This is a genomic window from Flavobacteriales bacterium, assembly GCA_020635795.1.
Classification (GTDB): domain Bacteria; phylum Bacteroidota; class Bacteroidia; order Flavobacteriales_E; family Vicingaceae; genus Vicingus.
Genome location: JACJZD010000001.1, coordinates 1,688,410 through 1,710,297 on the forward strand (window position 1 = coordinate 1,688,410; position 21,888 = coordinate 1,710,297).

At 34.7% G+C, this 21,888-nt stretch carries 16 protein-coding genes; 7 read left to right on the top strand and 9 right to left on the bottom strand.

All coding sequences use genetic code 11. From position 1 onward, the window contains the following. Positions 1-27: 27 nt before the first annotated feature. Both H6589_07510 and rlmH read right to left on the bottom strand, forming a co-directional pair. Positions 28-4,425 (bottom strand): PKD domain-containing protein, encoded by a 4,398-nt coding sequence (locus H6589_07510; protein ID MCB9174440.1) that lies wholly within the window; start codon positions 4,423-4,425, stop codon positions 28-30. A gap of 114 nt (positions 4,426-4,539) precedes the next feature. After that, complete coding sequence (gene rlmH, locus H6589_07515; GenBank protein MCB9174441.1) at positions 4,540-5,010, bottom strand: 23S rRNA (pseudouridine(1915)-N(3))-methyltransferase RlmH; 471 nt, start codon at positions 5,008-5,010, stop codon at positions 4,540-4,542. A 104-nt stretch (positions 5,011-5,114) separates the two neighbouring features. On the opposite strand from rlmH, the gene H6589_07520 reads away from it, so the two are divergent. Genes H6589_07520 through H6589_07535 form a run of 4 tightly spaced genes read left to right on the top strand, consistent with a single transcriptional unit; the run spans position 5,115 to position 7,847 of the window. Beyond that, the gene (locus H6589_07520; GenBank protein ID MCB9174442.1) at positions 5,115-5,498 is read left to right on the top strand and encodes a DUF4783 domain-containing protein; all 384 of its coding nucleotides are present in this window, start codon (positions 5,115-5,117) and stop codon (positions 5,496-5,498) included. Next, positions 5,491-6,339 (top strand): carboxylating nicotinate-nucleotide diphosphorylase, encoded by an 849-nt coding sequence (gene nadC, locus H6589_07525; protein MCB9174443.1) that lies wholly within the window; start codon positions 5,491-5,493, stop codon positions 6,337-6,339. Before H6589_07520 ends, nadC begins: the two co-directional genes overlap by 8 nt. A gap of 3 nt (positions 6,340-6,342) precedes the next feature. Next, positions 6,343-7,275, top strand: a complete 933-nt coding sequence (locus tag H6589_07530) for a YihY/virulence factor BrkB family protein (protein MCB9174444.1) — start codon at positions 6,343-6,345, stop codon at positions 7,273-7,275. A gap of 11 nt (positions 7,276-7,286) precedes the next feature. Next, the gene (locus tag H6589_07535; GenBank protein MCB9174445.1) at positions 7,287-7,847 is read left to right on the top strand and encodes a chalcone isomerase family protein; all 561 of its coding nucleotides are present in this window, start codon (positions 7,287-7,289) and stop codon (positions 7,845-7,847) included. A gap of 1 nt (position 7,848) precedes the next feature. On the opposite strand, the gene H6589_07540 is transcribed toward H6589_07535, so the two are convergent. Both H6589_07540 and H6589_07545 read right to left on the bottom strand, forming a co-directional pair. Continuing rightward, entirely contained in the window at positions 7,849-8,589 is a 741-nt protein-coding gene (locus tag H6589_07540) for a DUF2807 domain-containing protein (GenBank protein ID MCB9174446.1), read from the bottom strand. After that, positions 8,590-9,684 (bottom strand): acyloxyacyl hydrolase, encoded by a 1,095-nt coding sequence (locus H6589_07545; protein MCB9174447.1) that lies wholly within the window; start codon positions 9,682-9,684, stop codon positions 8,590-8,592. It lies immediately after the preceding gene. A 27-nt stretch (positions 9,685-9,711) separates the two neighbouring features. Here H6589_07545 and mazG point away from each other — a divergent pair, with 27 nt between their 5' ends. After that, a complete protein-coding gene (mazG, locus tag H6589_07550; protein ID MCB9174448.1) occupies positions 9,712-10,473 on the top strand; it encodes a nucleoside triphosphate pyrophosphohydrolase in 762 nt (253 codons plus the stop codon). 240 nt (positions 10,474-10,713) lie between these two features. On the opposite strand, the gene H6589_07555 is transcribed toward mazG, so the two are convergent. The 5 genes from H6589_07555 to H6589_07575 form a co-directional block, all read right to left on the bottom strand. Then, on the bottom strand, positions 10,714-13,791 hold the full coding sequence (locus tag H6589_07555; GenBank protein MCB9174449.1) for a hypothetical protein: 3,078 nt from the start codon (positions 13,789-13,791) through the stop codon (positions 10,714-10,716). 53 nt (positions 13,792-13,844) lie between these two features. After that, positions 13,845-14,594 (bottom strand): outer membrane lipoprotein-sorting protein, encoded by a 750-nt coding sequence (locus H6589_07560; protein MCB9174450.1) that lies wholly within the window; start codon positions 14,592-14,594, stop codon positions 13,845-13,847. A gap of 393 nt (positions 14,595-14,987) precedes the next feature. Then, complete coding sequence (locus tag H6589_07565; protein MCB9174451.1) at positions 14,988-15,506, bottom strand: hypothetical protein; 519 nt, start codon at positions 15,504-15,506, stop codon at positions 14,988-14,990. An 85-nt stretch (positions 15,507-15,591) separates the two neighbouring features. Then, on the bottom strand, positions 15,592-16,377 hold the full coding sequence (locus tag H6589_07570; protein ID MCB9174452.1) for a class I SAM-dependent methyltransferase: 786 nt from the start codon (positions 16,375-16,377) through the stop codon (positions 15,592-15,594). Between the two features lie 235 nt (positions 16,378-16,612). Then, positions 16,613-18,868, bottom strand: coding sequence for a helix-turn-helix domain-containing protein (locus H6589_07575; protein MCB9174453.1), 2,256 nt, complete (start codon positions 18,866-18,868; stop codon positions 16,613-16,615). 100 nt (positions 18,869-18,968) lie between these two features. On the opposite strand from H6589_07575, the gene trkA reads away from it, so the two are divergent. Next, positions 18,969-20,309, top strand: coding sequence for a Trk system potassium transporter TrkA (gene trkA / locus H6589_07580; GenBank protein ID MCB9174454.1), 1,341 nt, complete (start codon positions 18,969-18,971; stop codon positions 20,307-20,309). 5 nt (positions 20,310-20,314) lie between these two features. After that, entirely contained in the window at positions 20,315-21,790 is a 1,476-nt protein-coding gene (locus H6589_07585) for a TrkH family potassium uptake protein (GenBank protein ID MCB9174455.1), read from the top strand. Positions 21,791-21,888: the final 98 nt, after the last annotated feature.

The window sequence follows — 21,888 nt, forward strand, 5'->3', positions numbered from 1 at the left end:
TTTTTCTATTATTGTTATAAATCAATTTTAGTTTACCACCACTTTTCTAGTAAGAACCACATCACCTTCGTTATTTAATAACTGGATAAAATAGATTCCTTTCGAAAATCCGTCTACATTGATTGTAGCGGTATTAGAATTATTAACATTTACATTAACCATTAATTCTCCTAAAATATTTATCATTTTTATTTCAGAAACAGTTGAATTAAATGTTTGAACCGTTAACAATTTGTTAACTGGATTTGGGAAAATTTTGATTCCATCAGAGTCATTTTTTTCAATTCCAGTACAAACTTGAACATTAACAGTTGTTTCTACAATACTATCACACCCGCCAGAAGAGGTTAATGTACTATTATACACAACTTGACTAGTAATATTTGTTTGAGTGGTTCCATCAGGGAAAATATAGCTTCCAAAATTACAAACCGAAACCGTTTCTTGTGTATTCATAACACCAACAATCGTAATAGTCATTGTCGTTGTTGTCGCACATTGTCCTGCAGTTGGTGTAAATGTATACGTCGTCGTGGCTGTATTGTTTATTGCTGGACTCCATGTTCCTGTTACTCCATTATTTGATGTTGTTGGTAATGCGGCTATTGTCGAACCCGAACATTTTGGTGTTACCGCTGTAAACGTTGGCGTTACGTTTGGTGTAATCGTAATGGTCATTGTCGTTGTTGTAGCACACTGTCCTGCGGTTGGTGTAAATGTATACGTTGTCGTGGCTGTATTGTTTATTGCTGGACTCCATGTTCCTGTTACACCATTAGTTGATGTTGTAGGTAATGCAGCAATAGTTGCTCCCGAACAATATGCCCCCACAGCACTAAATGTTGGTACTGTTGCTGGCGTAATTGTTATTACCATGGTAGCAGTATTCGCACACTGTCCTGCAGTTGGTGTAAATGTGTAAGTAGTCGTTGCTGTATTGTTTATTGCTGGGCTCCATGTTCCTGACACCCCATTGGTTGAAGTGGTTGGTAATGCAGGTATAGTTGAGCCTGAACAATATGCACCCACAGGCGTAAATGTAGGTGTAACACTTGGATTTACAGTTATTGTTCCTGTTGCACTAACTGATGCACCACAACCTCCAGTCAATGGAATGGTATAATTAAATGTACCACTTGCAGTTGGTGTACCGCTTATCGTAATTGTGTTAGCTGCCCAACTTGCACTTACTCCTGCTGGTAAACCAGTAGCAACCCCGATTCCTGTTGCTCCAGTTGTTGAGTGGGTAACACTTGTCATTGCCGAACTGATACATACCGTTGGTGTACTTGACGCGGCACTTACAGTATTTGATGATGTAACAGTTATAGTTCCTGTTGCACTAACAGATGCTCCACAACCTCCAGTCAATGGAATAGTATAATTAAAAGTACCACTTGCTGTTGGTGTTCCACTTATAGTAATAGTACCTGCTGAATAACTAGCCGTTACTCCTGCTGGCAAACCAGTAGCAACTCCGATTCCTGTGGCTCCTGTTGTAGTATGGGTTACAGCTGTTATTGCGGTATTTATACATACAGACGGGGAACTTGATGCAGCACTTACGGTATTTGATGACGTAACAGTTATTGTCCCTGTTGCACTTGCTGTTCCACAACCACCAGTTAAAGGAATAGTATAATTAAAAGTTCCACTTGCTGTTGGTGTTCCACTTATTGTTATCGTATTTCCTGCCCAGTTTGCTGTTACTCCTGCTGGTAAACCCGTTGCTGCTCCTATTCCTGTTGCTCCAGTAGTAGCATGAGTAATGTTTGTAATAGCAGTATTTACACATACTGTTGGTGTACTTGATGCTCCACCCACTGTTTTATTCGGTGTAACGGTTATAGTTCCCGTAGCATTAAAAGTACCGCAACCTCCAGTCAATGGAATAGTATAATTAAAAGTTCCACTTGCTGTTGGTGTTCCACTTATTGTTATCGTATTTCCTGCCCAGTTTGCTGTTACTCCAGTTGGTAAACCAGTTGCTACACCAATCCCTGTTCCTCCTGTTGTTGTATGTGTAATATTTGTAATTGCTGTATTGATACAAACTGTTGGTGAACTTGATGCAGCACTTACAGTATTATTTGAATTTATAGTTATGGTAACGCTATCTTTAGATACTGCCCCACAATTTCCTGTTAATGTTAAATAAGCTTTTTGTGAACCTGCTGCTGCATAAGAAACAGTTTGAGTAGCACTAGTTGATGTACCTGGTGCACCACCGTTAAACATCCAATTATAACCCAAAGTATTTGTTGATGTTGAAGCATTAAAATTCACTGATCCACCTGGACAAATTGAAGTTGTATTAGTTGTTAAAACAGGACCAGGAGCGTTTTGAGACATAATTGGAGATAAATAAGATGTAATATTTAACCCTCCCCATGCAGATGATACATCATACCATAAGTTATCTGATTGTTGCTCCCATGCAGTACCAGGATTTGAATCTCCACTTGTATTAGAGAATAACCCTAATGTATCCTTGGTTGAAGCAGGATTTGTAGTTTTAAAATTATTCATTACAAACCCAAAATAGTAAGGAGCAGTTCCAACATTGATAGCTGTAGGGAACATTATTTGTTGAATATTATTTTCATAACCTGTTGGGTTCGTATTTAAAGAAGCTAAAGGTACTGTTACAGACCCTAATACTGTTCCAGGTGATCCTCCTGCACCAGTTGCATCCCATACATTAAAAGTAACTGTCGCACCATTTCCTCCATCTCTTGCACTTCTTACAGCAAATCTCCCCCCTGTAACATGTGTGTATGGTGCATGAGCAGCGCTTGAGATATATTCTGCTTTGGCTTTATCTAAATATTGATTACTTCCAATTACATATCCCAATCCTGCGCCTGTAGTATAAGCTACAATTGTTCCACTTGGAGGATAGTTCAAGGTATCACATACACCCGCTGTGAACACATTGATATAATTAGTTTTAGTTTCAACATCTGTGCCTGATAAATTATCTGTTACAGTTAAAGATACAGTATAATTACCAGCAGCAGAATAAGTTATTGGTGGAGGTGTTTGCCCTACAAATGAAGACGGAGTTCCGCCAGTAAATGTCCAATTCCAAGTTGTAATGGTATTTGGAGAAATGGATTGATCAGTAAATGTAACCGAGTTACCAACAGGTATTGATAATGGTGTTCCCGAAAATTGCGCTGTTGTTGCTAAAGGGCTACCTAATGTCGAAGTAGGTAATTCAACTCTACCAGGAGAGTTTGCCAAAACAGTAACCACTCTAGCTTTTTGACCTTGAGTAAACATCATCATACAAGCATCATCGGTATAGTCCATATAATTCATATACATAGAACTTGGGTCTCCTGTACTACATCTGCCACCAGTACCAGTGGTTTGTGGGTAAGTTGGACATCCAAAATTTTTATCTTTTTGTTGTGGCGTATCAGTTACAAAATCATCAGCAGCACAAGCTGCTTCATCTCCCCATATGTGTCTTAAACCCAACCAGTGTCCAATTTCGTGAGTGGCAGTTCTACCTTTATTATAAGGTGCGGCAGCAACACCTCCAGTACCTGTAGCAGTATAAGTTAAAACTAATCCGTCTGTATTTGCTCCAGTTGCACCTCCAGTTAAGCCAGCCAAACCTGAACCAGTAGGAAATTGAGCGTAACCTAATACTCCACCACCAATTTGACAAACCCAAATATTCATTACTTCCGTTCTATTCCAATAAGTGTTTGGTTTAATAAGTGTTTCAATTTGTCCTGTTGTTCCTGTAGTGTACCCTGTAGTAGTATTTCCCAATCCAGAGATGGTTGCTGCTGATATTCTCTCAATACCAGGCTCTGCTAAGGTTTGACCAGCTAAAGCATGATTGGATGCGTAACGTAACGCTGGAACAAAATTGATTTCTAAATCTGCAGCTAAAGGTTTAAATGCTGCTGGTATTAATGTTGTATCGGCATTTAATTTTCTAAAATCGTTATTTAATATGGTAATTTGAGAAGTTGCTTGAGCTTGAGAAATATTTCTACCTGTACCAACAGCTTCAGTTGAATTATGTATAATATGCATAATTACGGGAATGGTAACAACCACTTTTTGCGTTGCTAAACCGTTTAAAACTCTATCATTATACTCTTGTATTTTTGGAGTTATCCAATCCTCAAACTGTTGCACATCAAAAGCACCATTGTACTTTTGATTTAGCATTTCCATATTCTCTGTTGTAAAACACCTTATTTGTCCATCAGGTGTTTTAGTTGCAGCAGCCTCTAAATCTCTAGCAAGCTGTTCAAAGTCCACAGATGAAGACACACCATTAGTTGGCTTTGAAACTGATAGTTGTGGATAATTTGGCAACTGTTGATGTTGCGATAAATTTTGTCCAATAGCAAAAGATGCAATAAGCATCGCAGCAAAAAAGATGGTTATCTTTCTCATTTTTTAAGTAGTTTTAAGTTTAGTTTTATGTTAAATTCCTAAAAATATAGGAATAAAATTAATTTTTCTTAACAATAAAAATAGATGCAAAATAAACAACTATTGGAATCCTAATTATTGATGATGATACTTCTCTCCTTTTAAAATGGTAAATGACCGATACAATTGTTCAACAAAAAACAAGCGAATCATTTGATGGGAAAAAGTCATTTTTGAAAGTGATATTTTATCATTAGCCCTATCATAAATAGCTTTTGAGAAGCCAAAAGGTCCGCCAATAACAAAGACAACATCAGTTGCTGCATTTAATCGTTTTTGAATAAACTGTGAAAAATCAACTGAATTGGGGTTTTTTCCATTTTCATCCAACAACACAACATATTCGTTAGCCCCAATATTATTTAGCAACAACTTCCCCTCTTGTTCTTTCTGTGTTGCTACATTTTGTTTAGATCCAACTTTTACATCGTTAATAATCACTATTTCAAACGATACATAATGTTTTAATCTATCTAAATATTTACTTATTCCTTCCTGTAAATATTTTTCATCCGTTTTACCTATCGCTATTAATTTAATCTTCATTTTGCTAAGATAAAATTTATTACTTTTGAACGACCATTTTAATTAAAAATTCATATTCAAAAATGGCTTGATTATTGCTGAAAACGAGTAAATTTAATTTTGTAATGAAAAAAATATTTATTGTTTTATTGGTTTTTTTAAGTACTGGACTATTTGCCCTACCTCTTTCTACAAGCATAATCAATGCTTTAAAAATGGGTAATGCAACAGAACTAAGTCGTTATTTTGAAACATCTATCGATTTAAGTATACCAGGTAACGAGGGTGCATTTAGCAAAACTCAATCAGAACTAATTCTTAAAAATTTCTTTATTAAAAATCAGCCATCCAATTTTAAAATAATGCATAGTGGTGATTCTAAAAACAACACCCATTATTCCATTGGAACATTAACTACCGCCAAAGCAAACTATCGTGTTTACATCCTTTATAAAGAAACAGGAACAGTTACTACTATATTAGAATTACGTATTGAAACCGATGAATAATCACCAAGTTCTTGTAAATCAACTTATCGATTTAGCAATTAGTGAAGATATTGGAGATGGCGATCATACTTCATTAGCCTGTATTCCTTCAAAAGCACATGGCGAAGCTCGTCTTTTGATAAAAGAAGAAGGGATTATAGCTGGTATTGAACTTGCCAAATTGGTTTTTGATAAAATAGATTCCTCATTAGTTTTTACTCAAGTGATCAATGACGGTGACTTTGTAAAAAACAACGATGTTGCTTTTTATGTTGAAGGAAGCAGTCAATCGATTTTAAAAGCTGAAAGATTAGCTTTAAACTTTATGCAACGCATGAGCGGAATAGCCACAAAAACTAACTCATACGTTCAACTTATTAGCGATTTACCGACAAAAATTTTAGACACTAGAAAAACTACTCCAGGCAATAGAATTATTGAAAAATGGGCAGTTCAACTTGGTGGAGGAGTTAATCATAGAATGGGATTATATGATATGATAATGATAAAAGACAACCACATTGATTATGCTGGAGGTATTGAAAATGCTATAAACAAAGTGGTTGACTACCTCAAAAACAACAACAAAACCCTAAAAATTGAGATTGAGGCTAGAGATTTAAACGAACTTGATGAGATTTTAAAAGTGGGCAAAGTACACCGAATTATGCTTGACAATTTTTCGTTTGATGATATGAGAAAAGCAGTTCAATTGATTGGTGGAAAATATGAGACCGAGGCTTCAGGTGGCATTACCGAAAAGACCATAAGAGATTATGCAAAATGCGGAGTTGACTATATCTCTGTAGGTGCATTAACTCATCAAATTAATAGTTTAGATTTAAGTTTAAAAGCTATTTAACCTGTGAATAAATTTACTGCAAAAATAATTGCCTCAAGCTTTATACAGAACCCAATAAACCTGTCGAAAAGGATAATTATACCGGGTTTTGATGGTATGCCTCTTTTTGATGTTATCGTGTTTCTTATCAAAGGGCTACAACAAAGCTCATTAACCACTAGAGCATCATCCTTAGCATTTCGTTTCTTTTTAGCTTTGTTTCCAGCTGTTATCTTTTTATTATCGTTACTACCCTATATACCGATACAAGATTTTTATCACGAATTGTTACTGATTTTGGAAGAACTACTACCTGAAGAAGCCTATAAAACAAGTGTAGAAACCATTGATGATTTATTCAATAAAAAGCACAATACCTTACTTTCATTTGGATTCCTATTTGCACTATATTTAGCAAGTGATGGAGTTAATGCAATGCTTCTTGCCTTCCAAGAATCATATCATATAAAAAAAAAATTATCCTTTATTAAACAACGATTAACCTCGTTAATCTTATTATTTATTTTAATCATTTTAATGATACTTGCAGTAGGTTTAATAGTGTTTAGTGAAATTGCTTTTTCGTACTTAATCTCAAATGGCATTTTAACAGACGGTATATCTATTATACTGCTAAACATTGGTAAATTCATTATTATTTTAGCTTTATTTCTTTTTGGAATTTCTTCGATTTACTACATAGGAAGTTTTGGAAATAAAAAATTTCGATTTATATCGGCTGGTTCAACACTAGCAACCTTATTAACCATTTTGTTATCAAGTGGTTTTGCTTTTTATGTAAACAATTTCGCCACATACAATAAGGTTTATGGGTCTATTGGCACACTTATGGTAATCATGTTATGGTTGTATTTTAATTCCTTAGTTTTGTTAATAGGTTTTGAATTAAATGCAAGCATTAGCCATGCTAAAGAAAATAAACTAAGTAAACACTAATATCTATAATTATGAAACACTTACTATTCTTATTTATTCTAATTACTTCAATAACATCAATTCATGCTCAAAAAAAGGTTGGCGATGTAACCATTCCTGTAAAAGTTAATTTTAATGAAACCAATTTAGAATTAAACGGCGCTGGTGTTAGAGAAAAGTATTGGATGGACATGTATGTTGGTGCATTGTATCTTGAAACTACAACAAACAACGCTACCGCTATTATTAATGATGATAAGATTATGGCGATTAAATTGCACATTGTATCGGGCTTAATTACTGCCGAAAAAATGATTAGTGCAGTTGATGAAGGGTTTAAAAAATCTACTAAAGGAAAACAAGCGGAATTAAAAGCTGAAATTGATAAATTCAAATCGGTTTTTAGTACCGAAATAAGCAAAGAAGATGTGTATGATTTTGTTTACATTCCTGGAAAAGGAACGGTAATTTACAAAAACAATAAACCATCGTCGACCATAAAGGGATTAGCTTTTAAAAAAGCCTTGTTTGGTATTTGGTTGTGTAGCGAACCTGCCGATGCTGACTTAAAAGCAGCTATGCTAGGAAAATAATCTATCTTTTCTTTATCTCTCCTGAGCCTGTATGACTACTGATGGTTACCGTAGGGTTTCCGTAATAGTACACATTGCCTATTCCAGCCAATTCTACTAACAGCGAGTTATTTGCTTTTACTAACATATCACCTGTTCCGGTAGAATTTACATGAACACTGTTCGATGAGAAGTTTTCGAGGTGAAACCAGCCATTACCATTAGAATATAAATAGGTACTGTTTGAACTTCCTACAAAAGTAAAATCGGAAGGACCGGTATGCTGCAATATTTTTAAATCATCACAAAACAAGCCTAAATTAAAACTTCCCGTTCCTTTGTTTGATTCTATTACTAACTTTGGAAAACTTAAGGTATTTGCACTCAACACATCTCCTTGACCTTTATAATTGATTTTTGTTAAATTGGGTGTCGACAAATATACATTGATAGCCTTGTTGTAGCTTCTTAAAAAGCTGCATTTGTTATCGCTTTTTATAGTTAATAAATTACCTGAAACCTCGGTTGTAATTAATGGTAATAAATTAGCTCCAGCTTCCACTTTTAATGAGAACGTAGAATCGTGTTTTATAATTAAATTGATTTTATTGTTTAACTCCACTTCCGTGAAATTTACATTTACACTTCTTGTTTCAATGGTATTATCGCCACTCGATTTTAAACATTTGTTTTCTTTATCGCACGATAAAAAAGCACTTCCTAAAAAGAGCAAAACAATTATTATTTGAACATTTTTAATCATCTATTTAATTTGATAACCGATACCATACTCAATAAAATCGGCAACAAAAAAGTGTGTTTTCAAGCCTAAATTAAAGAATAATTTATCAGTAAAACGGTATCTTGTTCCTATTCTAGTATAAACATTACCATCCTTTTTATAGTTTTTATAACCATAAAACCCTGTTTGAAACATCAACGAAAGCTTTCCCATATCTAAAGCATAAATACCGCTCATACCAATGCGTAAATTGGCAGTTTTACCCAAATTTTCATTTTGTAATCGAACAACCAGGGGTTCTAACGAGGTGTTATAAAAAAAATCGGCACCAACCCCAACCGAACTTTTGTTGGTAATTGTTTTTAGCAAATTGTAAGAAGTAGTGTACACCAAGTATTTGTTACCACCAATGGGGTCAATTTCTTTAACTCCAGTATTTGCTACTATTAAATGTGATAGTTTCTTTTCTCTGTTTTCTTCCGATTTTGCCGCAATAGTTGAAATACCCCCAAAATTATAGCTTACGCCATAGTTCAACGAAAAAATGTTGATTCCCAAATTGGGTCGTTTTAGCGAACCGTTAGAAAAGTGTGTTAAAGCAACTCCCAACGAAGTGTGGAATTTTTCAGTGATGGGTAAATCCCAATGCGTATCTACATATATCAATGCATTTAAGTGCGAGCCTATCACAAGATTTTTATAATTTTCTTCTTTATCGAAGGGTTTTTGAATGTAGCCAATACCTGCCCCAAATTTTAAATCCCACGTAATTTTCCAATGATTTAACGGAAAATCGATAAAAGGAAACAAACCATAAATATTGCCTAAACTTTCGGGATTACCCGAATTAATAAAAACCGTTGAAATCCCAATTTTTGGGTAGTTGTAATATTGTTCCCACAAACGTTCTCCGTTAGTTTGCTTGTAAAAATCGAGCTGAACCATTTGAGTGTGTCCTTGAATAATTTCGTTAACCAGCACGTTGTGGGGAGAAATAAACCCGTAATGATAGTTTACTCCTGCTCCAAATTTATGCTGCGTATCTTGAGCGGAAATGCTTTCTAAAAAAAAGACAAGTACTAGGAATAAACAATATTTAACATGTAATTTTATCACGCAACAAATTTAAAATAATAAACCAATATGACTAAAGAAGCCGAAGCATTTGTAAGATTACTAAACATTATGGACGATTTACGTGCAAAATGTCCGTGGGACATGAAACAAACCATGCAAAGTTTGAGGCATTTAACCATTGAAGAAACTTACGAACTGACCGACGCTATTTTTGATAACGACTTACCCGAAATTAAAAAAGAGTTGGGCGATATTTTGTTGCACATTGTCTTTTACGCCAAAATTGGTTCTGAAACCAACGATTTTAACATTACTGATGTGATTAATGGTATTTGCGAAAAATTGATACACCGCCACCCACATATTTATGGTGATGTTACCGTAAAAGATGATGAAGAGGTAAAAGCCAATTGGGAAAAGTTAAAACTGAAAGAAGGAAAAAAATCGGTATTGGAAGGTGTACCAAAATCGTTGCCAGCGTTGATAAAAGCAATACGTATACAAGACAAAGCACGTGGTGTTGGGTTTGATTGGGACAACCCCGAACAAGTGTGGGATAAAGTAAACGAAGAACTTGCCGAGCTTAAAGTTGAAGTAGATGCAAAATCGAGTAAAATTGAAGATGAATTTGGGGACGTGCTGTTTTCGATGATTAATTATGCTCGTTTTTTAGGTATAAACCCCGAAGACGCCTTGGAAAAAACCAACAAAAAATTTATTAAACGTTTCCAGTATTTAGAAACCGAATCGGCAAAAGATGGAAAACAAATGGACGAAATGACGTTGGAAGAAATGGACGTGTATTGGAATAAAGCGAAGAGTATTTAGTTTTATTGGTGTTGAGATTGCGGATAAAATTCCGTTCCTCCATTTTTCCGCAATGACGGTTTGTATTGGTTCGTCATTCCGTGCTTGACACGGAATCTATTTAAGGTAAACACCAGCCCTTGTTTGTGTCCCACAAACAAAATAAATGCCGTTTGTGAGACACAAACGATGGCAGAATAACTTAAATCAGTTAGTAACCAAATAAAAAAGTCTCGCAAACTGCGAGACTTTTTAAGGTGCTTATTTTTTTACAAACTCATCGTAGGTTTTTAGTTCTACTGGTTTTAATTGTTGTTTTTCGGCAGCAGCTGCATACGGTATATACAGTTTGCTTTTAATGGTTTCAAAGTCAGTTTTTGCTTTATTAAATTTATTGGTTATCAATTTAATGTTTTGAAATTCCGATTCTGATGGTTTACCATAATAGTTCGCTACTTTACTGTAAATATCGCCCATTTTTTCACGCAATTGTGGCTCGGCTGCACCAACATAATTGTCGCCAGAAGTTATAACTAGAGTCTTTTTTAACTCGTTTAATTTAGCCGATAAAGCAGTTGCTTGTTTTGCCAAGGCTTTGTTGTCTTTGTTTGCTTCGGTGTGTTTTAAAATCTCATCCATTTCGTACACCAAATAGGCTAAATCTTCGGTCATTTTGTACAGTTCCATGGTAGTTTTAAACTGCAAATCTCTTTCTTCCAAGGTAAATACAGAGTTAGGAGTATAGAGCAATTCCACTTCCGTTTCGTAGGTTTCCTTACCTTTTTCAATAACCACTTTGTACTTGCCCGCTTTTGCTCTTGGAGGAGTCATACCTCCAAACGAAAAGGTTTTACCTGTAGCAATTTTTGGTGCTTTCATTGCCCCATTCCATGTTACAATGTTTATTCCTTTCTGTTTACCTGGAGCCAACGTAGCAATTTCTTTGTTTGCTTGGTCGTAAACTTTCATGGTCATTGCACCAAAGGTGTGGCGTTTCGATAAATAGTACACAATTTTAGCATCACGGTTAGGGTTCTGACCAACAAATTGAGTTTCAGTACTTGTTCCACCAAAAGTACTTTCTTCAAACATTACCGTTGGTTTGCTTTTCATAAACACCAAGTCTTTATCCAACATTTCAGGCTTAATTTGTCGTAGTGGACTAATGTCATCAATAATGATAATTCCTCTACCGTGCGTACCCATAATTAAATCGTTGGTTTTTGGGTGCATTTCTAAATAATGAACCGCAGTAGCAGGCATATTGTTAGTAAACTTGCTCCAGTTTAAACCACCATCAACCGTTACATACAAACCAAATTCAGTACCTAAGAACAATAAATTTTCATTTTCCAAATCTTCTTGGAAGCTACGCGCAAAACCATATACATCGGTAGTTACAATCGATTTCCACGTTTTACCAAAATCGGTAGTTTTAAACGCATAAGCGTTTTTATCGTTTTTGGTATGTCCATCAAAAACAGCATAAGCTGTACCTTTTCCAAACTTACTTGCTTCAATGTGGTAACACCATGTATTCGCTGGTAAGCCATTAATGTTCGGAGTTACATTCGTCCACGTTTTACCATCGTCTTGAGTAACTTGTACATTACCATCGTCAGTACCCGCCCAAATTATTTGAGCATCTAATGGCGATTCAGCAATGGTAAAAATAGTACAATGGTTTTCTGCTCCAGAATTGTCTTTCGATAAACCACCAGAGTTTTCTTGTTGTTGTTTTGTTTTATCGTTGGTTGTTAAATCTGGCGAAATTTTCGTCCAATTATCACCTTTGTCATCAGAACGATGAACAAATTGACTACCCACATAAAAACGGTCTGGTTTATTTGGGCTTGTAGTCATTGCAGCATTCCAGTTAAAACGCAATTTAGGGTCGCCCTCTACTGGTAATGGTTGAATGGTTCTGGTCTGACGCTTTTTAGCATCGTAACGCCAAACGTTTTCAGCACCCTGCATTTCAGAATACATAATGTTTGGGTCGGTTGGATGAGGATAAACTCGAAATCCATCACCTACTCCAATTACTTCCCAATCTCTTGCTTCTATTCCACCAGGACTAGCAGATGGTCCAAACCAAGAACCATTGTCTTGTAACCCACCATAAATATTATACGGCTCTTGATTGTCAACTGCTATATGATAAAACTGGCAAATGGGTAAATTTTCAATTTGCTCCATGGTTGTTCCTTGATTTAACGAACGGTACAAACCACCATCGGTAGCCGAAAACATTTTTTCAGAATCGTTTACATCAAACCAAATATCGTGAATATCAGGGTGCATTTGCCCTAAACCTTTAAAGGTTTTACCACCATCTTTACTGATAGAACCAAACAAACCTGCTTTAACTAAAACATCTGGATTTTTAGGATCTACCACTATACGCGAAAAGTAAAACGGACGAACCACTAGACCAAAATCAGCATTTAAATGTTTCCAACTTGCACCGCCATCTTCCGAACGATACAACCCATTTTTCTCTGGTTTTTCGGTTTCAATTACCGAATAAACAATTTTACTGTTAGATGGAGCTATTGCCACAGCAATTCTACCCAACTTACCTGCAGGATAGCCATTGTGTATTTTATTCCATGTTTTACCACCATCAATGGTTTTGTATAAAGCACTATTAGCTCCACCAGAGTTAAACGACCAAGCAGTTCTTCTACACTCCCAAAAAGAAGCATACATTATTTTTGAATCGTTTGGATCCATTACCAAATCAGAACAACCCGTTTTGTTATCGATGTAAAAAATCTTCTCCCACGTTTTTCCGCCATCAATGGTTTTGTAAACGCCTCTTTCATCGCTATCTCCCCATAACGCACCCAATACACCTACATATATTTCATCAGAGTTTTTTGGATTGATTTGAATACTCGAAATTCTATCCGAATTCTCTAAACCCATTTTGGCCCAAGTATTTCCACCGTCGTTCGATTTGTATATTCCATCACCAACCGAAACACTGTTTCTTGTCCACGTTTCGCCTGTACCTACCCAAACCACATTATCTGGTTTATTTGGGTCAACCGCTACACAACCAATCGATTGGCAATAATCATCGAAAATAGAGTTGAACATCACCCCTCCATCGTTCGACTTCCAAACACCACCACCTGCGGTGCCAATGTATATTACTTTTGAATTTTTTGGATGCCCTTCAATATCACTTACTCTTCCACTCATTAAAGCTGGTCCAATGTGTCGAGCTTTAATATCTCCAAAAAGTTCTTTTCCCTTTAAAGGAATGGCTTGTTGAGCGTTAGATACAATGGCTGTACCCAACATTAAAAACGATAATGCTAATTTTTTCATTGATTTAGTTTTGATAATTAATATGTTGATAGACTCTTACAAGCCATCAAGTACTACTTCGTTTCAGGGAATTTGAACATGGCTTCATCAATCGCAACATTCACTTCCACTTTTTCGATAGTTACAGGTTGTCCTTCTCCATCTTTTAATCTCGAATTGATTGAAAATGGGAAATAAACACCTTCAACTTCGGTATAGTTACTAAACACCGTTTGAGAGATAGAGCCTTTCATTTGTCCGCTTTTAATTTCAGCTTCCATTACAATAGGCACATAATTTTCAGTATCAAAATAGTAGTATTGAACGTTTTCAACCTCAACGCCATCAGCTAACAATGGCTTTTTAGTGAATTTGATTTTAAAACATTCCACTCCTTCAATGGTTTCTTTTCCCATTAATTCGATTTTGTAGCCTTTTTTCTCGTAATCTAAAAATGCTTCAGGAAAATCTTTCGATTCTCTTTTGGTGTTTTCAGTTTGTTCAGCATCAGCTTTTTCGGCTTTTTGCGTCATAAAATTTACGCCCCAAGATGTTTCTCCATCAAACGCTTGCTGCACCATTTCTTTACCTTGAAATTCAAATTTCACCATCATTTTCCCGTCAGTCATGTTGTACATTTCTAATGGAATAACCATTCCTTGTGCATCAACTTTGGCGGTCATTTTAACATTCTTGATTTTTCTCAAGGCTTCTTCTCCACCAATGTTCTCGATATATTTTTGTACCACTTCTTGTGCTGTTTGCGCATTAGAAACAATTTGAGTTCCGATAAGGAATAAAACTACTACTGCTATTTTTTTCATCTTTTTTTTAATTTTTAATTTTAAGCTAATTTAACTGTTGAAGTTTAATATTATTACCGAATTATGATAAACGGTTATTATTATACACAGATTAAAGAAATTGAAATTTTAATCGTGTTGAGATTGCGGATAAAATTAAGCCTTTGTTTGTGTCTCACAAACAAAACAACTATCGTTTGTGAGACACAAACGATGGCAGAATGACTCTACTAATTTTAGAATTTACGTCATTGCGAGGTACGAAGCAATCATCTATTCGATAAACAGATTGCTTCATTCGTTCCTCATTCGCAATGACGATTTCTATTGTTTCGTCATTCCGTGCTTGACACGGAATCTATTTAAGGTAAACACCAGCCCTTGTTTGTATCCCACAAACGATGGCAAAAAAGGTTATCTTACCCATCCACCAGAACACCAATTAATAATTTCGTTTTTTGAATTCATTAAAATACTATAATCTTCTCCTAATATTGCATCTTTATTTGACAACTTAATAGTAATAAATTTGTAATCACCTACTACTCTGAATTGATACAAAATCATATTTCTTTTTCTTCGATTACAAAATATACCTCTCACCTCTCCTGCACTAATTCTGCTAGAAAAACTAACTTTGATTGCTTCTTTTTCATTTTTCTTCCAAAAATCAGTTTCAAGTTCTTTCTCTTCTTCCTTGAAAAGTAAAAACGTATCAATCAAATTAAAACATTCTGAATATGGTAGTACGTATGAAATTGATTTAGATGTTTCTCCTTTAAAAAATATTTTTAATTTCTTATCAAAGTTATTTCCCTTTAAAATTGAATCAGTAAAAAAAATAATTGTTCTTTCATAAATCAATTTATCATTCTCCTGTGAAAACGATTTTATCACTAACAACAGACAAAGAATGACACCTATTAATTTCATAAATTAAAATTTTTGATCACTTTAGATAAAATAATCTCCAACCAAATATAAATAAAAAAGTCTCGCGAATGGCGAGGTTATTACTCTAATACCTCAATACAAAATGTTCTTTGCTTAAATCTGGGTTAAAAAACACTATTCCTATGGCAAATAAATCGACGGTGGTAGTCACTTTTTGGTGTTGTTTAATCTCGTTCCAAGCTTCATTCATTCCTTCACTCCAATAGATATCATCAAAAACAAAAACGGTGTTTTGATTTATTTTATCTAAGCACCAATTAAAATAACTCAACGTGGCTTCTTTAGTATGGTTTCCATCAAAAAAGACAAAATCTAAGGTCGATACCGATTTTAAATACTGAGGTAAAAATTCTTCGAAGGGTTTGTTCACCAAATTGATGTTCTTCAGTCCTAACTTATCAAAATTAATTTGAGCTACCTTGGCAATATTCGGGCAGCCTTCTACCGTCGTTACTTTCATTTTTGAATTCGATGCTGCCAAATACATGGTGGTAACGCCTAAACTTGTGCCCAACTCCAACACATTGGCTGGTTTAAATCTGTTCACCAATCGAAACAACAATTGAGCATATTTCGGAGCTTTTAACGAGTTTTTTGCAATATCGTTAATGTATCTTTTATTGGATTTATTTACTACAGAACCCGCTCCAAAATCGGTTATTGTTATCTCCAATTTCGACAACAACAGTTTTGCCCTTATCGACTCAATATCACTAAAAACATAAAAAGGTGTTTGGTCTTTAATAACATTGTTATACAGCTCGTACAGAAAAGGAGAATGTATGCCGTGCTGATTTCGGGCAGTAAAAAAGTACTTGATGTAATTGATTATGAGGTGTATTTTTTTCATGAACCGTTTTGATACAGCGAAGATACTATTTAACGATAACACCTCTTAAGAAAATATAAAAATAAAACCACATAGACACATAGTTCTAACACTACAAATAAACACAAAACAACAACAATTAACAGAGTACTCATAGTTATCCCGATTTTATCGGGATAAAACTAATGTGTTTCTAGAAAAAAGTGATTAGAAACAAGTAAACCTATGTTTCTATGTGGTTAATTTGAATAAATCATTAACTATCCTTTTTATTTGAATTTTGATGATAGGCTAACGTACATTTTATTTCTGGATAAGAATAATTTTCACCCAAATGGTGTTTTATTTCACTTAATAAATTGGTGTCTAATTTTTTAATGGCTGCTATAATTGTTTTCATTTTTTCAACCTCAACAAATTCCTTTACATCAATTAAACCTAAACCCACATAATGAGCCAGATGCCCCTCAATGGTTGTTGTTGCAAAACCACGTTCGGCAGCAATTTCTTTAATAGTTTTTCCTTCTTTGTACAAATCGAAAGTAACTTTTTTGGTGTCTATTTTCTCTTTCTTTTCTTTGGGCGCTTTGGGTTCTTTTTTTAGTTTAATGGTTTGACTCAATTCTTCCAATCGCTGTTTGTTTTCTTCCGCTAAACTGATGTTTTCTTTCGAAAATTCTAACTGATTAATGGATGATTTTAATAAAGCCTCTACCTTTTGAATGGATTGAATTTGTTTATAAAACAACCCATCTAAATCAACCAATTCTTGTAAAAAGACTTTCACCTTTTTCTTTTCGTTTAGTTCCTCAATTTTCGATAAAATAGACGTTGAGTGTTTTTTTAAAATGGGCAAGAAGTAAGTTTTTGCAGCATTTACTCTATCTAACACCACTTTATCAAAATCTGGTTTTTGATGAGCAAAAATTTGTTTTACCTGATTGATAAATTTATCAGCTACTTCTTTGGCTTGCTCCAACTCTTTAAACAACTGGTTTGCCCATTCAAAGTGGTGCTGTTTTTCCGAACGTTTTTCGTCTTTACCATAACTATTGATGTGCATAAACAATTGATGATGCAGGAAACTAAAATCAAACCCTGTTGTAATGTAGGTTTTTAAAAATTGTTGCGATTCGTTACTCAAAATTGAGTTTAAGGTGTTTTCGTCAGGTTTAGATTCTCCATAATCAGCAACGGTAGAATCACTTGCCAATCGTTTAAAATTAATTTTAGAACTTAACACCAATCCATTGAGTGAGGTTAATCTAGATAATGCTACATAAACCTGACCAGGTGCAAAAGCATTTTCTACATCAATAATGGCTTTATCGAAAGTTAACCCCTGACTTTTATGCACTGTAATTGCCCACGCTAATTTTAAAGGAAATTGTGTGAAAGTGCCTACCACATCTTCCTCTATTTCGTTGGTTACATCATTTACTTTGTATTTGATGTTTTTCCAAATGTAACGGTCAACGGTAATGGGTTTAGTTTTGTCTTCAAACTCCACCTCAATGACTGAATCGTTTATGGCAGAAACCACCCCTATTTTACCATTAAAAAACCGTTGAGCACCTGTCATGTCGTTTTTAACAAACATTACCTGAGCACCTTTTTTAAGTTCTAAAGAAGCTTCTAATGGATAAGCATTTTCATTAAAATCGCCCCAAACCGACGCTTTAAAAAAATAAGATGGATTAGTGATTTTATTTAACTCACTACTGTTTAAAGCATCAGCAACATTGTTGTGAGTCGTTAGTTTAATGTAGTTTTCTGTCTTTTTTGGCTGAAAATCGGGTTGGTAATGTTTGTTCAATAATTCTACATCTCTTTCAGTAATGGTATTGTTTCTAAGATTGTTTAATACATCAATAAACTGATGATCGGTTTGTCGGTATATTTTTTCCAACTCAATATAAAGTGGAGGATGATTTGCTAACGCTTGAGCATCAAAGAAAAAAGGACTTTTGTAGTATTGTTTTAAAATGTTCCATTCCATCTCTTTTACAACAGGTGGTAGCTGCAACAAATCTCCAATAAATAAAACTTGCACTCCTCCAAACGAAGTTCTGTTTCTTCGCACCGATTGTAGAATGGTATCGATGGCATCTAACAAATCGGCTCTTAACATACTTACCTCATCAATAATCAACAACTCCATTTCTTGAATCAGTTTTCGTTTTACCCTACTCATTTTCAACTCTTTCAACAAAGTATTTCTGTTGTTAATTTTTAAGTAATCCGAAAAAATTGCTGCATTATCGTTCGTGGGGACAAATCCTCCAAAAGGCAATAAAAACAAGGAATGCAAAGTAACTCCACCTGCATTTATAGCAGCAATACCAGTTGGAGCAGCAACCACCACATTTTTATAGGTGTTTTTAATGATGTATTTTAAAAAAGTGGTCTTTCCTGTACCTGCTTTTCCAGTTAAAAAAACATGCCTATTGGTGTTGTTTATAAACTTTGAGGCAATTGCTATTGCATTATTTTCATCATTGGTTGATGTCATAAGGTAAAAGTAGCAACTTTGAAGTATAAATATTGGCTTGTTTATTTTTTAATTTTAAACATAATAGATTCTTACATTTGCCAAAAATTTTCTGATTGGTATGAGAATAATTATTGCAGGTGCAGGTGAAGTAGGTTTCCATTTAGCAAAAATGTTAACGAACGAAGCTCAAGATTTGTACATTATTGATGAAAGCGAAGAACGTTTAAATTATGTTCAAAGCCATATCGACGTAATTGGGGTTAAAGGTGATGCTACTAGCTTGGGACTGCTTAAAGAAACTAAAATAAACACTTGCGATTTATTGATTGCAGCAACCTCATCAGAAGAAACCAACATGCTAATTTGTATGATTGGAAAAAAATTAGGAGCAAAAAAAACCATTGCCCGTTTAAGTAACTACGAAACCAAACTTACCGATTTAGAAGTTTTCTTTAAAGAAATGGGTGTTGATACCATTGTATCTCCGGTTGAACTTGCCTCTAAAGAAATAAAGCGGTTAATCAATCAATCGGCATTTACTGATGATTACGAGTTTGAAAATGGCAAACTAACCGTTTTTGGTATTACGCTTTCCGAAAATTCTCCATTAATCAACAAATCAATATTAGATACCAAATACCTCAACCCTAACCAATCGTTTAAACCCATTGCTTTTTTGCGAAAAGGTAAAACACACATGGCTCAAGGCGATTCTGTGTTAAATCAAAACGACATTGTTTATTTTATTGCAACTCCCGAAGGTATAAAAGAAGTTACTACATTTTGTGCCCAAAGTTGTTTTGAAATAAAAAACATCATGATTTTAGGTGCTAGTAGAATTGGTATTTTAACTGCTGAACTTCTTGAAAAAAAATACAACGTAACCCTAATCGAAGAAAACAGAGAACGTGCATTAACGGTAGCCGATAAATTAAAAAAGACCTTAGTTATTAATGCCGATGGTAGAGATGTTTCTATTTTAGAAGAAGAAAATTTAGACGACATGGATGCCTTTATTGCATTAACAGGCGATTCTGAAACCAACATTATTACCTCCTTGGTAGCTAAATCGCATGGCGTTAAAAAAACAATTGCGAGAGTAGAAAACATGGACTATATCAATCTTTCTCAAAACATTGGTATAGATACATTGATAAATAAAAAAATAATTGCAGCCAACGAAATCATTAAATATATCAGAAGAGGTGAGGTACAAGCCATAGCCAATTTACATGGTGTGGATGGAGAAATTATAGAGTTTAATGTTAAATTAAACACAAAAATAACCATGAAACCACTTCGTGATTTGAAACTCCCCAAAACTGTAAATATTGCAGGAGTAGTTAGACATAACAAAGGTTTTATTCCGTTTGGTAGTTTTCAACTCCAAGAAGGCGACAAAGCCGTTGTATTTGTTCATAACAGTGAAATTGAAGATATTGAAGAATTTTTTCATTAATCAACATGTCTAAAAGCCTTATAAATACTAAAGTTGTTGCCAATGTAATTGGAACATTAATCATCATTTCAGGTATTTTAATGGCTTTAGCTATCCCTGTTTCGGTTTACTATGATGAGGGAGGTTTGTATCCGTTGATTTTTTCTTCAGCAATAACATTAACCATTGGTTTAGTTCTAAAGTTAACCACTCGAAAAAACGAAAATGCAGAAATAAAAAAACGTGAAGGATATCTTATCGTTGCATTAGGTTGGCTTTCTATGGCTGTATTTGGCTCATTACCGTATTTATTTTCTGGTGCTATACCAAACATTGCCAATGCCTTTTTCGAAACCGTTTCAGGTTTAACAACTACTGGAGCTTCAATTCTTGATAATATTGAAGAAATTCCAAAAGGAATTTTGTTTTGGCGAAGCTTAACTCAATGGATAGGTGGCATGGGTATTATTGTACTAACCATTGCTATTTTACCACTTTTAGGCGTTGGAGGTATGGAGTTATTCGCATCAGAAGCCCCTGGTCCAACTAAGGATAAAATACACCCCCGAATTAAAGAAACTGCAAAACGACTATGGTATATCTATGTTGGTTTTACTGTTTTACAAACCATATTGTTAATGTACCCTGGTGGAATGGGCTTTTTCGATGCCATCAACCACTCCTTTACGACCATGTCAACAGGTGGATTCTCTACCAAACAAGCTAGTGTAGCTCATTTTAATTCTGCAATAGTCGATTACATCATCATTATTTTCATGTTTATTGCAGGAACCAATTTTACCCTTCTATACTTTGGTTTCAAATTTAAATTCAAAAAGTTTTGGGAAAACGATGAATTTAAATGGTATTTCGGTACAATATTGTTATTGACCGCAATTATTATCCCTTCCGTTTATGGTTACTCAACACACCACTTGGGTTTCGAAAAAACTTTTCGAGATGCTCTTTTTCAAGTAACAAGTATCATCACCACAACAGGGTTCGCAAGTGCAGATTTTACTACTTGGGGAGCATTTGTTACCTTCTTGTTTTTCTTATTATTGTTTACTGGAGCTAGTGCTGGTTCTACAAGTGGTGGTATGAAATTGGTTCGTATCGTGCTATTAATTAAAAACGGGTTTTTAGAGTTTAAACGTCGATTACACCCAAATGCTGTTGTTCCTGTACATTTAAATCGACAAGGAGTTCCAATCACCATTATTTATAATTTATTGGCTTTTGTATTCTTTTACTTATCCACTTTTGTAATGGGTTCGTTAGTCGTTACTTTTCTTGGTGTCGATTTTATGGAGGCAGTGAGTGCTGTTGCAACATCATTAGGTAATGTTGGACCTGGTATTGGTAGCATTGGTCCTTCGTATAGCTTTTCACACCTTCCCGATTCAAGTAAATGGGTGCTTTCGTTTTTAATGTTAATGGGAAGATTGGAATTATTTACCATTGCCATACTCTTTACCCCTTATTTCTGGAGAAGAAACTAATTGTATAAAAGTTAAGAATCTAACATTAGCCTTTTTCAAGTTACATTTTTAACAAAATAAACGATACATTTACCCTAACTAACAAACTAACCTAAACT

What these genes read in the sequence shown, in the direction of transcription:
- H6589_07585 (MCB9174455.1), top strand. Translation starts at nt 20,315, where the DNA reads ATGTCTAAAAGCCTTATAAATACTAAAGTTGTTGCCAATGTAATTGGA.
- H6589_07570 (MCB9174452.1), bottom strand. Translation starts at nt 16,377, where the DNA reads ATGAAAAAAATACACCTCATAATCAATTACATCAAGTACTTTTTTACT.
- H6589_07540 (MCB9174446.1), bottom strand. Translation starts at nt 8,589, where the DNA reads ATGATTAAAAATGTTCAAATAATAATTGTTTTGCTCTTTTTAGGAAGT.
- H6589_07535 (MCB9174445.1), top strand. Translation starts at nt 7,287, where the DNA reads ATGAAACACTTACTATTCTTATTTATTCTAATTACTTCAATAACATCA.
- trkA (MCB9174454.1), top strand. Translation starts at nt 18,969, where the DNA reads ATGAGAATAATTATTGCAGGTGCAGGTGAAGTAGGTTTCCATTTAGCA.
- mazG (MCB9174448.1), top strand. Translation starts at nt 9,712, where the DNA reads ATGACTAAAGAAGCCGAAGCATTTGTAAGATTACTAAACATTATGGAC.
- H6589_07565 (MCB9174451.1), bottom strand. Translation starts at nt 15,506, where the DNA reads ATGAAATTAATAGGTGTCATTCTTTGTCTGTTGTTAGTGATAAAATCG.
- H6589_07520 (MCB9174442.1), top strand. Translation starts at nt 5,115, where the DNA reads ATGAAAAAAATATTTATTGTTTTATTGGTTTTTTTAAGTACTGGACTA.
- nadC (MCB9174443.1), top strand. Translation starts at nt 5,491, where the DNA reads ATGAATAATCACCAAGTTCTTGTAAATCAACTTATCGATTTAGCAATT.
- H6589_07510 (MCB9174440.1), bottom strand. Translation starts at nt 4,425, where the DNA reads ATGAGAAAGATAACCATCTTTTTTGCTGCGATGCTTATTGCATCTTTT.
- rlmH (MCB9174441.1), bottom strand. Translation starts at nt 5,010, where the DNA reads ATGAAGATTAAATTAATAGCGATAGGTAAAACGGATGAAAAATATTTA.
- H6589_07560 (MCB9174450.1), bottom strand. Translation starts at nt 14,594, where the DNA reads ATGAAAAAAATAGCAGTAGTAGTTTTATTCCTTATCGGAACTCAAATT.
- H6589_07575 (MCB9174453.1), bottom strand. Translation starts at nt 18,868, where the DNA reads ATGACATCAACCAATGATGAAAATAATGCAATAGCAATTGCCTCAAAG.
- H6589_07555 (MCB9174449.1), bottom strand. Translation starts at nt 13,791, where the DNA reads ATGAAAAAATTAGCATTATCGTTTTTAATGTTGGGTACAGCCATTGTA.